Raw genomic sequence first — 12,619 nt, 5'->3', positions numbered from 1 at the left:
GCTGAACAGCCATAATTGATTAACTCCTAAACGTTTGGGTCACGCTTTAACTGCGCCAATACACTGAACGGGTTGGACCGCGTTACCTCGTCCTCGCTCGGTTCGGCCTCGTCATCGAGACCCTCCGGCTGCTGGCATTCTTCCGGATGATGAGCAGGCACAATGGGCAAGGCGAGCAAAAGCTCCTCCTCGATCAGTGCATGCAGATCCAAAGGATCTTCGCCCAGTTCCAGCACGTCATAACCTTTCGGCAACGACTGGGTATTCGCACCCTCCTTCACCACAGCGTAACTGCATTCGCTGTGAATCGGCAGGGTGACCAGCTCAAGACAACGCTGGCAAACCATTTTGACTTCGGTGTCGATAAAGCTGTGGATTACCACAGACTTACGTTCATCTCGTTCAAAAACGAATTTGGCCTGCACCGTACCGACAGTGTCGGAAAGCGGGTCGCAGAGTCTCTCCAAATCGGCCAGCAGCAATTCACCTTGGAGGGAAGTGCCACGATCAGCCAATTTGCGCGGGTCAACGTGAGGTGGAATCGGGTCATTCAACATAGGCGCAGCATTATAGGGATGCACCCAGCCATGTCAAAGGAAATTCAGCCCTGTGCGTCAGCCGGTCGCCCCGCTAGAATTCGCAGCCGCCCTGAGGAGACGCCCATGCTGCCTTTATTACTCGCTTCCAGCTCGGTTTATCGCCGGGAATTGCTCGGCCGCCTGCGCCTGCCGTTCACCTGCAGCTCACCGGATATCGATGAGAGCCATCGCGAAAACGAGTCCGCGATCGAGCTGGTCAAGCGCCTGGCTGAACACAAAGCCCGCGCCCTCGCCAGCCGCCATCCTGGGCACTTGATCATCGGCTCCGACCAGGTCGCGGCACTGGACGGGCGAATCATCGGCAAGCCCCACACCTTCGAGAACGCCCGCGAACAGTTGCTGGCTGCCAGCGGCAAGCGCGTGAGCTTCCTGACCGGTCTGGCGCTGCTCAACAGCGAGACAGGGCACTGCCAGGTGGACTGCGTGCCGTTCACCGTCCACATGCGCATGCTGGACGCTGAGCGCATTGAGCGCTACCTGCACGCCGAACAGCCTTACGACTGTGCAGGCAGCTTCAAGGCCGAAGGCTTGGGCGTGAGCCTGTTCCAGAGCACCGAAGGGCCGGATGCGACCAGCCTTGTCGGCTTACCGCTGATTCGACTGGTGGACATGCTGCTGGCTGAAGGCGTGCAAATCCCTTAAGCCCCACCCTAAAAACAAATGTGGGAGCTGGCAAGCCAGCTCCCACACTTTTTGAGCCGTGCTAGCCTCAAGATCTCAGCGCAAGGTTGGCCCCTGGAAACCCATGTAAAAGGCCAGTTTCTCCGCCACGCTGGCACCGAGCTTCTTGGAGAAGCGGTCAAACGGCGATTCCTGAACGGTGAAATCCACCAGTTCTTTCTCGCCAATCACGTCGCGCGCCACCGAACTCGCACTGCCCAGCCCATCGATCAAGCCCAGCGGCAATGCCTGCTCGCCCGACCACACCAGCCCGGAGAACAGTTCCGGATGGTCCTTGTCCTTCAGACGATCCCCGCGCCCCTGCTTCACGCTGGCAATGAACTGACGATGAGTGGTGTCGAGCACACCCTGCCAGAACTGGGTTTCATCCGCCTTTTGCGGCTGGAACGGGTCGAGGAACGATTTGTGCTCGCCCGAGGTGTAGGTGCGACGCTCAACGCCCAGCTTCTCCATGGTGCCGACAAACCCGTAACCGGCCGCCGTCACACCAATGGAGCCCACCAGGCTGGCCTTGTCGGCATAGATCTGGTCAGCGGCGCTGGCAATGTAATAGGCACCCGAGGCACCCAGGTCGGAAATCACCGCGTACAGCTTGATGTCAGGATGCAACGCGCGTAGACGGCGAATCTCGTCATACACATAACCCGACTGCACAGGGCTGCCGCCCGGGCTGTTGATACGCAGGATCACGCCCTTGACCTTGGGGTCTTCAAACGCTGCGCGCAGGCTGCTGACGATATTGTCGGCGCTGGCGGACTCCTTGTCGGCGATCACCCCGCGCACTTCGATCAAGGCGGTGTAGTTGCTGCCGCGGGTGGCGCTTTTTTCCATGTCCATCAGCGGGCTGAACAGCGCCAGCATGCCGAGCAGGTAAACAAACGTCAGCAGCTTGAAGAAGATCCCCCAACGCCGCGAACGACGTTGTTCCTGCACGCTTGCCAGCAGGGTTTTTTCCAGCAGTTTCCAGCTCTTGTCGTCACTGTTCTCGGCCTTTTCGGGCGCTTTCCACTCGTCACTCATGCCATCAACCCCAGCAAAGACTTATTGGGCCCGGCTCAGCCAGGCCTGCAATTCGGAAAAATGATCAATCGTCAGCCTGGGCTCATATTGCTGCAAGGCCTCGGCCGCCTGGGCACCGTAGCTGACCGCCACGCTGTCCATGCCGGCGTTGCGCGCCATCATCAGATCGAAGGAAGCGTCGCCCACCATCAGCGCCTGACGCGGCGCTACGCCGCAATGAGCCAGGATCTGCTCCAGCATCAGAGGGTGGGGCTTGCTGGCGGTTTCATCCGCCGCGCGGGTAATGTCGAAATAATCTTCAAAGCCATGGGCCTTGAGCACGCGGTCGAGCCCGCGACGGGCCTTGCCGGTGGCCACCGCCAAGTGATAACCCTCGGCGAGAAAGGCTTCCAGGGACTGCCGTACGCCTTCAAACAGTGGCGAAGGCTCGGCTTCAAGGGCAATGTAGTGATCGGCGTAGTGCTGTCGAAACGCAATCAATTGCGCGTCGTCGATCTGCGGGTACAAGGTGCGAATCGCCTCAGGCAAGCCCAGGCCGATAATGCCTTTGACGGCCAGGTCGCTGCACAGCGCAAAGCCCGAGCGCGTAGAGGCCACGTGCATCGAGTCGACAATCCGACCAATGGAATTGGCCAACGTGCCGTCCCAGTCAAAAATCAGCAGCTTGTAGTCACGGTGCGACACTCAAACGCTCCACGGTCTTGGCCCACATCTCATCCACTGGCGCTTGCAGCTTCAGTTCGCCGCCATCGGGCAACGGCACTGTCAGCATGTAGGCGTGCAGAAACAGGCGCTTGCCGCCCAGGTCGCGGATTTCCTTGGAGAAATCCTCGTCGCCGTACTTGGTGTCACCGGCGATGCAATGGCCTGCATGCAGGGTGTGCACGCGAATCTGGTGGGTACGGCCGGTCACAGGCTTGGCCTCGACCATGGTCGCGAAGTCGCCGAAGCGGCGCAGCACCTTGAACAGGGTCAGGGCTTCTTTGCCCTCCTCGTCGACTTCGACCATGCGCTCGCCGGAGCGCAGATTGCTCTTCTGCAACGGCGCGCGGACGCTCTTGATCGAACTGGCCCAGTTGCCACGTACCAGCGCCATGTAGCGTTTATCCACGCCATCGCCACGCAGGGCGGTGTGCAGGTGACGCAACATGCTGCGTTTCTTGGCGATCATCAGCAGGCCGGAGGTGTCACGGTCGAGGCGGTGGACCAACTCCAGCTCCTTGGCGTCCGGGCGCAACTGACGGAAGGCTTCGATCACGCCGAAGGTCAGGCCGCTACCACCGTGGACCGCAATGCCGCAGGGCTTGTTGATCACGATCAGCTTGTTGTCTTCGAAGACAATCGACGCCTCAAGGCGTTGCAGCAGGCCCTGGGCCAGTGGCACGGGCTCGTCACGTTCAGGCACGCGCACCGGCGGCACGCGGACGATATCGCCCGCCTGCAGCTTGTACTCTGGCTTGATCCGGCCCTTGTTCACGCGCACTTCGCCTTTACGCAAGATGCGGTAAATCAAGGTCTTGGGCACGCCTTTGAGCCTGGCCAGGAGAAAATTATCGATGCGTTGGCCGGCATATTCCGGCGAGACCTCAAGCAGCTGGACGCTGGGGGTCTGGGGGGCGGTAGTCGTCATGGCGGCGATGATAACAATTTTTTATGGAATTGAAGCACTTAATCATTGCTGCTATAGTCGCGAACGCCGCCAAAAGCGGCCTGGCCAGAGGACTTGCGGCAAACTGCCGGCCCTGACCATCGCAATTCATCAGGACGCGAGGCCGTCCTACGGGGCTTTCGCCACCTTGGAAGGCTCAGGATTGTAACAAGCGCAGGTGACATGAGGCCTGAAGCGAGTGCAGAAAGCAGAGTGAATACTCGCGTTCTGCGCCGATATTTACGGCCAGTTCACAAAGTGCAGTCAGTCTTGAGCCAGACCATGGCGAATACTTCGGAAACAACGCCTGTTAAGAGCTGAGTGAGAGCGCAGTCGCCCACACCCAGTCTTGTTTAGCCATGAGCGTGGACTCCCCATTGGAGTACACGGTAAATGCCAACCCGCTGCGGATTCTGCGCGCGGCAGCACCCGAATTATCAGGGATACGTGTAGGGTGGAGATGCACAACCGTCGGACCGTGTAGCACTAGGCTTATATTTAGACGCTTCATCTCGTCCACAGTCGCCGGTTGATTCCTCCTCCTGACCTTAGCTTTTGTTGAAGTGGTGCCTTTGTCACCACCGCTAACAAGCAGGACGCGTCCGTCGCGATACCGGCCCACATTGGCGGGTTTTGCTGGACACTGGAGTGGCCAACCACTCTTGACGCACCTGAAACCGACCGTGAGAAGTCGTGTGTGCCGAACGCCGTTTCCGGCAGCCCGGAAACCGACGGTACAACATGAAAAGAATGCTGATTAACGCAACTCAACCCGAAGAGTTGCGTGTTGCACTGGTAGATGGCCAGCGCCTCTACGACCTGGACATCGAATCCGGTGCACGCGAGCAAAAGAAAGCCAATATCTATAAAGGCCGTATTACTCGCATCGAACCAAGCCTTGAGGCTGCCTTTGTCGATTTCGGCTCCGAGCGCCACGGCTTCCTGCCCCTCAAAGAAATCTCCCGCGAATACTTCAAGAAAGCCCCCGAAGGCCGCGTGAACATCAAGGACGTCCTGAGCGAAGGCCAGGAAGTCATCGTTCAGGTGGAAAAAGAAGAACGTGGCAACAAGGGCGCCGCCCTGACCACCTTCATCAGCCTGGCGGGCCGTTACCTGGTCCTGATGCCGAACAACCCGCGTGCCGGCGGTATCTCCCGTCGCATCGAAGGCGAAGAGCGCAACGAACTGCGTGAAGCGCTGAACGGCTTGATCGCACCGGCCGACATGGGCCTGATCGTTCGCACTGCAGGCCTGGGCCGCAGCAGCGAAGAAATGCAGTGGGACCTCGACTACCTGCTGCAACTGTGGACCGCCATCAAAGAAGCCTCGCTGGATCGTTCCGCGCCGTTCCTGATCTACCAGGAAAGCAACGTGATCATCCGCGCCATCCGCGATTACCTGCGCCAGGATATCGGCGAAGTGCTGATCGACAGCGTTGAAGCCCAGGACGAAGCCCTGACCTTCATCCGCCAGGTGATGCCGCAGTACGCCAGCAAGATCAAGCTGTACGAAGACAGCGTTCCGCTGTTCAACCGTTTCCAGATCGAAAGCCAGATCGAGACCGCCTTCCAGCGCGTCGTTGAACTGCCTTCCGGCGGCTCCATCGTGATCGACCCGACCGAAGCCCTGGTGTCCATCGACATCAACTCGGCGCGCGCCACGAAGGGTAGCGACATCGAAGAAACCGCCCTGCAGACCAACCTGGAAGCGGCTGAAGAAATCGCCCGCCAGCTGCGCCTGCGTGATATCGGCGGCCTGATCGTGATCGACTTCATCGACATGACCCCCGCCAAGAACCAGCGCGCCGTGGAAGAGAAAGTCCGCGAATGCCTGGAAGCTGACCGTGCTCGCGTACAAGTCGGCCGTATCTCGCGCTTCGGCCTGCTGGAAATGTCCCGTCAGCGCCTGCGTCCATCCCTGGGCGAAAGCAGCGGCATCGTCTGCCCGCGTTGCAACGGCACCGGCATCATCCGTGACGTTGAATCGCTGTCCCTGGCGATCCTGCGCCTGATCGAAGAAGAAGCCCTGAAAGACCGCACTGCCGAAGTCCGCGCGCAAGTGCCGATCCCGGTGGCCGCGTTCCTGCTCAACGAAAAACGCAACTCGATCACCAAGATCGAACTGCGCACCCGTGCCCGTATCGTCATCCTGCCGAACGATCACCTGGAAACCCCGCACTTCGAAGTGCAGCGCCTGCGCGATGACAGCCCGGAAGCCCACAGCGGTCAGTCCAGCTATGAAATCGCTGCCGCCGCTGCTGAAGTGGAAGAAGTTCAGCCCGCCGCCGCGACCCGCACCCTGGTTCGCCAGGAAGCTGCCGTGAAAACTGCGCCGGCCCGTGCCAACGCACCGGTGCCGACCGAAGTCGCCGCGCCAGTTGCCGCGCCGGCCGCCCTGCCTGAGCCAAGCCTGTTCAAAGGCCTGGTGAAGTCGCTGGTCAGCCTGTTCGCCTCCAAAGAAGAGCCTGCTGCTCCGGTTGTGGTTGAAAAACCTGCTTCCGAGCGCCCGGCACGTAACGAAGAGCGTCGCAACGGTCGCCAGCAAAGCCGTAACCGCAACGGTCGCCGTGACGAAGAGCGCAAGCCTCGCGAAGAACGTGCACCGCGTGAAGAACGCGCGCCACGTGAAGAGCGTGCACCTCGCGAAGCCCGCGAAGAAACCCCGGTCGTAGCCCGTGAAGAACGTGCACCGCGCGAAGAGCGCGCACCACGCACTCCACGTGCCCCACGCGAAGACCGCAAGCCACGTGGCGAGCGCGAAGAGCGTGTGCGTGAACTGCGCGAGCCGCTGGACGCTGTGCCAGCCGTTGCTGCCGAAGCCACCACCGAAGAACGCCCGGCCCGCCCGCCGCGTGAAGAACGCGCCCCACGTGAAGAGCGCCAGCCGCGCCCACCGCGTGAAGAGCGTCAACCACGCGCCGAGCAAGCCGCTGCTGCCAGCGAAGAAGAAGAAGTACTGACCAGCGAAGAGCAACTGCAGGAAGACGGCCAGGACAACGCCGAAGGCGATCGTCCACGCCGCCGCTCCCGTGGTCAGCGTCGTCGCAGCAACCGTCGTGAGCGTCAGCGTGATGCCAACGGCAATGTGATCGAAGGCTCGGAAGAGACCGGCGAACACGCAGAAGGCGAAACGCACGAACCGACTGGCGCCGAACTGGCTGCCGGCCTGGCCGTTACCGCCGCCGTCGCCAGCTCGGTCATCAGCGCTCCTGCTGAAGCCCAGGCTCACGAGCAAGCTGAACGCGCTACTGCCGCTGTCGAAGAAACCGCTGCTGTCGAGGCGCCGGTCGCCGAAGCGCCTGCCGTTGAAACGCCCGTTGCCGAGACCCCAGTGGTTGAAGCACCGGTCGTTGAAGCAACCACACCGATCGAAGCCCCAGTGGTTCCGGAAGTGGAAGTTGCCCCGGTTCGCGACGCACAGCCTGAAGCCGAAGTGGTTGTGGTTGCGGTTGAACCTGCTCCGGTGGTCGAGCCTCAGTCAGTGGTTGAAGCCGCTGTTGAAGCGCCGGTTGTTGAAGAAGCTCCAGTGGTGCGTGAAGTTCGCGAAGAGCAGACCGCCTTCCAATGGACGGCCGAGCCAGCCGCTCCGGTTGAAGCGCCAGCACCTGCCCCCGTGGTAGAAGAAGCGCCGGCACCGGTTGCCGAAGCAGTGGTTGCCGAGCCAGCGCCAGTCGCTGAGTCTCAGCCAGCGGTCGAGCCTGAGCCAGTGGTTGAAGCGCCGGCAGTGGCCGAAGTCGCCGCGCCAGTGGTTGAAGCCGCACCGGCCAGCGCCCTGACTGAAAACGGTCGCGCGCCGAACGACCCACGTGAAGTGCGTCGCCGTCGCAAGGAAGCTGAAGCAGCGGCCGCCGCCGCAGCGGCTGCACCGGCTGTAGCTGAAACTGTCGAGGCGCCAGCCCCGGTCGTTGAAGCCGTGGTTGAGCACAAGGCCCTGGAAGAAGAGCACGAGCCTAAACCCCTCGTCTGATTCCATCAGCCACTAAAAAGCCCCGCCTGAGTGATCAGGCGGGGCTTTTTTATACGCTATGGAAAACCCTGCAAGCCCCCCCTGTGGGAGCGGCGGTGCGACGATTCGACATTTTTAGTCGGCGTTGAATCTCAATGATTGGGGCACATCCACATCCCAAAGCGCACCCGGATCATCCACCGGCACCCGCTTCAAAGCAGCACGCGCAAACAATGGCCTGGCGCCGCGATCCCCCGTCAGCGCCATCAGCTCCGGCCCCAATTCACGGCTGAACGCCACGGGGTGTGCATACTGGCCCTCCTGCACGGGCACGCTGATACCACCCTCCTCCAGCGCATCAATCACCCGCTCAATAGTCGACGGCTGAATAAACGGCATATCGCCCAGTACCACCAGCCAGCCATCGGCCGCACCACTGGCCGATACGGCGGCAGCGATGCTGTCACCCATGCCAGCCGACTGCAGCAGCAACACCTCACAACCATAGGCCGCAGCCAAACGGATCACGTCGAGCCGGTCCGGCGAGGTCACCAGCCAGCGCTTGACGACACGCCCGGGCAAATTCACCAGTACCTGCTCGATCACCGACCGCGTCACGCCATCCAGGCCCGTGCACGGCGCCAGTAACTTGTCCTGATCAGCCCCCGCCTCAGCACGAAAGCGACTGCCCTGCCCCGCCGCCAGCACGATCGCCGTGACCATTACTCAGCCACTACCGGCAGCGGCTTTTTCTGCAGCGGCGTCACGCCATTCTTGATCGCGACGATTTCCGCCAACAGCGACAAGGCGATTTCCGACGGTGTATGGCTGCCGATGTGCAAACCAATCGGCCCGTGCAGACGCGCAATCGCTTCTGCCGACAACCCCAGCGCCGCAAGATTTTCCCGACGTTTCTGACTGTTGACCCGCGAACCGAGGGCGCCAATGTAAAACGCAGGTGAGTTCAAGGCCGTCAGCAGCGCCATATCGTCCAGGCGCGGATCGTGAGTGAGGCACACAATGGCAGTGCGCTCGTCGGTCTGAATATTCAGCACCGCTTCATCCGGCATGCCCGGCACAAAGCGGCCCTGCTGGTCCTCCCAACCATAGACAAACTCTTCACGCGGGTCGCAGATCAGCACCTCGAAATCCAGCAACCGCGCCATTTCCGCCACGTAGCGCGACAGTTGCCCGGCACCGATCAACAACAGGCGCCAGCGTGGGCCGTAGATGGCCCGCAAGTGCTCACCGTCGAAGGTCACTGCATCAGTCTTGCTCGCGCCGCTGAGGGTCACGGCACCGGTGGCCAGGTTCAACTCGCGCGCGACGATTTGATGGTCTTCACAGCGCGCCAGCAATTGCGCAACCCATTCCCAGTCGTCTACGCGCTCTTCGGTCAGGCGCAATGTGCCGCCGCACGGCAGGCCAAAACGCGCCGCCTCATCGCGCGTGACGCCGTAGGTCACCAATTGCACCGGCGGCCCGTCCTCGGGCAAGCGCCCATCCTGCAGGCGAGCGATCAAGTCATCCTCGATGCAACCGCCCGACACCGAACCGATCACTACGCCATCGCCGCGCAGCGCCAACATCGCGCCTGGAGGCCGCGGCGCGCTGCCCCACGTCTGCACCACGCTGTACAACACCACGCGTTGCCCGGCGCGGCGCCATTCCAGCACGCTACGCAGGACATTCAGATCCACACTGTCCATCAAGACTCCTGCAAGCGATTCAACGGAAATACCCGTCTGGCTAATGGATTTTAGAACGGGCCAGCCGGTGTGAGTTTCATTGGGATAGGCCGATTCAAGCCAACCGCCAGGCGCTTTATAGCAATTTGATGAAGTAGCTACTTACTGTAAATCAAAAAAAACCAAAAGTGACCCGCCAGAAACGCAAACGCCCCGAACAAGTCGGGGCGTTTGCTAGGCGTTCGGTGCGATTTACACCGGCGGCAGTTTACTTGACGACAGGAGCAGGGCCTTCGGCCACACCCAGGTCATCTTCCTGACGGGTATCGGAGATACCGGTACCGCCGGACGCCAGCTCGCTGTGCAGCTTGTCGGTGTCCAGCTCGTTGACCCACTTGGCCACAACGATGGTGGCAACTGCGTTACCGACCAGGTTGGTCAGTGCACGGGCTTCAGACATGAAGCGGTCGATACCCAGGATCAGCGCCAGGCCGGCAACCGGCAGGTGGCCGACGGCCGACAGGGTGGCGGCCAGTACGATGAAGCCCGAACCGGTTACACCGGCAGCGCCTTTGGAGGACAGCAGCAGCACCAGCAGCAGCGTGATCTGGTGGGTGATGTCCATGTGGGTGTCAGTCGCCTGAGCGATGAACACGGCAGCCATGGTCAGGTAGATCGACGTACCGTCGAGGTTGAAGGAGTAGCCGGTTGGAATCACCAGGCCTACTACGGATTTCTTCGCGCCCAGACGCTCCATCTTGATCAGCATGCGTGGCAGTGCGGATTCGGAGGAGGACGTACCCAGAACGATCAACAGCTCTTCACGGATGTAACGAACCAGCTTCAACACGCTGAAACCGTGCGCGCGGCAGATGGCGCCCAGCACCACAACCACGAACAGGACGCAGGTGATGTAGAAGCAGATCATCAGCTGACCAAGCTGAACCAGCGAACCCACACCGTAGGCACCGATGGTGAACGCCATGGCGCCCAGTGCACCCAGTGGGGCGAGCTTCATGATCATGTTGATGATGTTGAACATCACGTGAGCGAAGCGATCGATGAAGTCCAGCACCGGCTTGCCGTAGGCACCCAGGCGATGCAGGGCGAAACCGAAGATCACCGAGAACATCAGCACTTGCAGGATGTCACCGGTGGCGAACGCGCCAACGATGGTGTTCGGGATCACGTTCAGCAGGAAGCCAACGATGCTCTGGTCTGCACCAGCAGTCACATAGGCTGCGACTTTAGAAGCGTCCAGGGTAGCCACGTCGATGTGCATGCCGGCGCCCGGTTGCACAACGTTGACCACGACCAGGCCGATCAGCAGGGCGATGGTGGAAACCACTTCGAAGTACAGCAGCGCGTAGCCGCCGGTTTTGCCGACCGATTTCATGCTTTGCATGCCAGCGATGCCGCTGACAACGGTGCAGAAGATGATCGGGGCGATGACCATTTTGATCAGCTTGATGAAGCCGTCACCCAGTGGCTTGAGGGCCACGCCGGTCTGCGGGTAGAAGTGACCGAGCAAAATACCGATAACGATTGCAACGATCACCTGGAAATACAGGGATTTGTAGATTGGCTGACGAGTCGTCATTACAAAGTTCCTCAATCGTCCCGTGTGGCAAAGATCCGCCATTGCCCACGACACTTGAATTGCGAACCCTCCTGCACTGGAGGGATTTGTTGTTTGCGAGATCCTTTAAAGCAGGCCTGCGCTGTAATCTTTATCGCAAACGCCGTGCCACTTCTCTGAAAAACCCTGAAGGCCTTTAGACATCAGGGCTGAGGGTTTGCAAGGCTCCGCCCTGACTGCGGATCAGGTGGCGGAAAACCGCCCACTCGCCCTATCTCGTCCTACAATTTGGCGGATATCCGCCTTGTCGCCCTCGTCGGTGGTGGCTAACATCCGCCCTTCCATGGACGAGGCCCTCAGATGCGTGAACGTACCATCGCCAGTCACTACGCCCGAGCTGCCCTCGGCGGTGCGCGTCGGGCGGGTTTCGACTACTCGGGCCTGCTGCACCAGGTCGGCATCACCCCGGAGTTGCTGACCGAGCCTCGCGCCCGCATCGCCCCGGAACAATTCACCCGACTCCTGCAAATGCTCTGGCTGGCACTGGACGACGAATACCTGGGCTTTGCCGAAGGCCCGAGCAAACGCGGCACCTTCGCCATGATGTGCCACGCGCTGATTCACTGCCGCACCCTGGAGAAGGCTCTGGAACGCGGCTTATTATTTTATAGCCTATTCCCACAGGGTCCGCGCTGGCAGCTGACGAGAGAAGGCGACATGGCCCGCTTGAGCCTGGACGATTCGCAGCTGTGGGACCCGGACCACTTCCTCAGCGAATGCCTGTTGGTGATCTGGCATCGCTTGGGCAGTTGGCTGATCGGCCAAAGAATCCGCCTGCACCAAGCCACGTTCAGCTACCCGATGCCGGCGCATGCCGGTGAATATGACCTGCTGTTCCCCTGCCCCCAGGTATTCGGTGCACCGAACAGCAGCCTGGTATTTCCCGCCCGCTACCTGAGCCTGCCGCTGTTGCAGGACGAGCGCACCCTCAAGCACTTCCTGGAGCGCTCCCCCGCCGACCTGTTGTCGCGCCCCGACGAAGGCGACAGCTTGAGCAGCCAGCTGCGTCGCTTGCTCAGCCGCGACCGCACGCCCTGGCCGGACCTGGAAGCTGTCGCCCAACACCTGCACATCAGCCCGCAAACCCTGCGTCGGCATTTGCGTGAGGAAGGCACCAGCTTTCAGGCGCTCAAGGATGAGTTGCGGCGGGACATCGCCATCTACCACTTGGGGCGGGCGGATTTGTCCTTGCAGGAGATTGCCGAGCAGTTGGGATTTTCTGAACCCTCGGCGTTTCATCGGGCGTTCAAGAAGTGGACGGGGCTGACGCCGGGGGCTTATCGGGCGCAAGAGAATTAGCGGTTTATTGCCTGGGCTGGCCTCATCGCGGCATAAGTATCTACACATCGTTGTAGTGAGCGGGCTTGCCCCGCGCTGGGCTGCGAAGCGGCCCCAAACC

Annotated in this window: 10 protein-coding genes; 3 read left to right on the top strand and 7 right to left on the bottom strand. The window is 60.9% G+C overall.

Annotated elements, in window-relative coordinates; all coding sequences use genetic code 11:
* Positions 1-26: 26 nt before the first annotated feature.
* Complete coding sequence (locus tag WBB95_RS03735; protein ID WP_032886799.1) at positions 27-557, bottom strand: YceD family protein; 531 nt, start codon at positions 555-557, stop codon at positions 27-29.
* A 105-nt stretch (positions 558-662) separates the two neighbouring features.
* On the opposite strand from WBB95_RS03735, the gene WBB95_RS03730 reads away from it, so the two are divergent.
* Complete coding sequence (locus tag WBB95_RS03730) at positions 663-1,241, top strand: Maf family protein (protein WP_424486353.1); 579 nt, start codon at positions 663-665, stop codon at positions 1,239-1,241.
* Positions 1,242-1,316: 75 nt separating this feature from the next.
* Here the strand turns inward: WBB95_RS03730 and WBB95_RS03725 are convergent, their stop codons facing one another.
* The 3 genes from WBB95_RS03725 to rluC are packed head-to-tail and all read right to left on the bottom strand — an operon-like array spanning position 1,317 to position 3,930.
* Positions 1,317-2,300 (bottom strand): S49 family peptidase, encoded by a 984-nt coding sequence (locus WBB95_RS03725; protein ID WP_424486352.1) that lies wholly within the window; start codon positions 2,298-2,300, stop codon positions 1,317-1,319.
* Positions 2,301-2,321: 21 nt separating this feature from the next.
* Complete coding sequence (locus WBB95_RS03720) at positions 2,322-2,984, bottom strand: HAD-IA family hydrolase (RefSeq protein ID WP_424486351.1); 663 nt, start codon at positions 2,982-2,984, stop codon at positions 2,322-2,324.
* Positions 2,971-3,930, bottom strand: coding sequence for a 23S rRNA pseudouridine(955/2504/2580) synthase RluC (gene rluC, locus WBB95_RS03715; protein WP_071483181.1), 960 nt, complete (start codon positions 3,928-3,930; stop codon positions 2,971-2,973). Before rluC ends, WBB95_RS03720 begins: the two co-directional genes overlap by 14 nt.
* A 759-nt stretch (positions 3,931-4,689) precedes the next feature.
* Between rluC and rne the strand changes: the two genes are divergently transcribed.
* Positions 4,690-7,914, top strand: coding sequence for a ribonuclease E (gene rne, locus WBB95_RS03710; RefSeq protein ID WP_424486350.1), 3,225 nt, complete (start codon positions 4,690-4,692; stop codon positions 7,912-7,914).
* A 114-nt stretch (positions 7,915-8,028) separates the two neighbouring features.
* On the opposite strand, the gene WBB95_RS03705 is transcribed toward rne, so the two are convergent.
* The 3 genes from WBB95_RS03705 to WBB95_RS03695 form a co-directional block, all read right to left on the bottom strand.
* Positions 8,029-8,616 carry a nucleotidyltransferase family protein gene (locus tag WBB95_RS03705; protein WP_424486349.1) on the bottom strand — a complete coding sequence of 196 codons (588 nt, stop codon included), beginning with the start codon at positions 8,614-8,616 and terminating at the stop codon, positions 8,029-8,031.
* The gene (locus WBB95_RS03700; RefSeq protein ID WP_424486348.1) at positions 8,616-9,602 is read right to left on the bottom strand and encodes an XdhC family protein; all 987 of its coding nucleotides are present in this window, start codon (positions 9,600-9,602) and stop codon (positions 8,616-8,618) included. Before WBB95_RS03700 ends, WBB95_RS03705 begins: the two co-directional genes overlap by 1 nt.
* Positions 9,603-9,849: 247 nt before the next feature.
* Entirely contained in the window at positions 9,850-11,181 is a 1,332-nt protein-coding gene (locus WBB95_RS03695) for a dicarboxylate/amino acid:cation symporter (RefSeq protein WP_424486347.1), read from the bottom strand.
* A gap of 339 nt (positions 11,182-11,520) precedes the next feature.
* On the opposite strand from WBB95_RS03695, the gene WBB95_RS03690 reads away from it, so the two are divergent.
* Complete coding sequence (locus WBB95_RS03690; protein WP_424486346.1) at positions 11,521-12,519, top strand: AraC family transcriptional regulator; 999 nt, start codon at positions 11,521-11,523, stop codon at positions 12,517-12,519.
* Positions 12,520-12,619 lie beyond the last annotated feature (100 nt).

It is taken from the genome of Pseudomonas sp., assembly GCF_049645325.1.
In the GTDB taxonomy this organism is placed as follows: Bacteria; Pseudomonadota; Gammaproteobacteria; order Pseudomonadales; family Pseudomonadaceae; genus Aquipseudomonas.
Note: the sequence above shows the minus strand (reverse complement) of the source record. Positions and strands in the feature narration are given on the sequence as shown.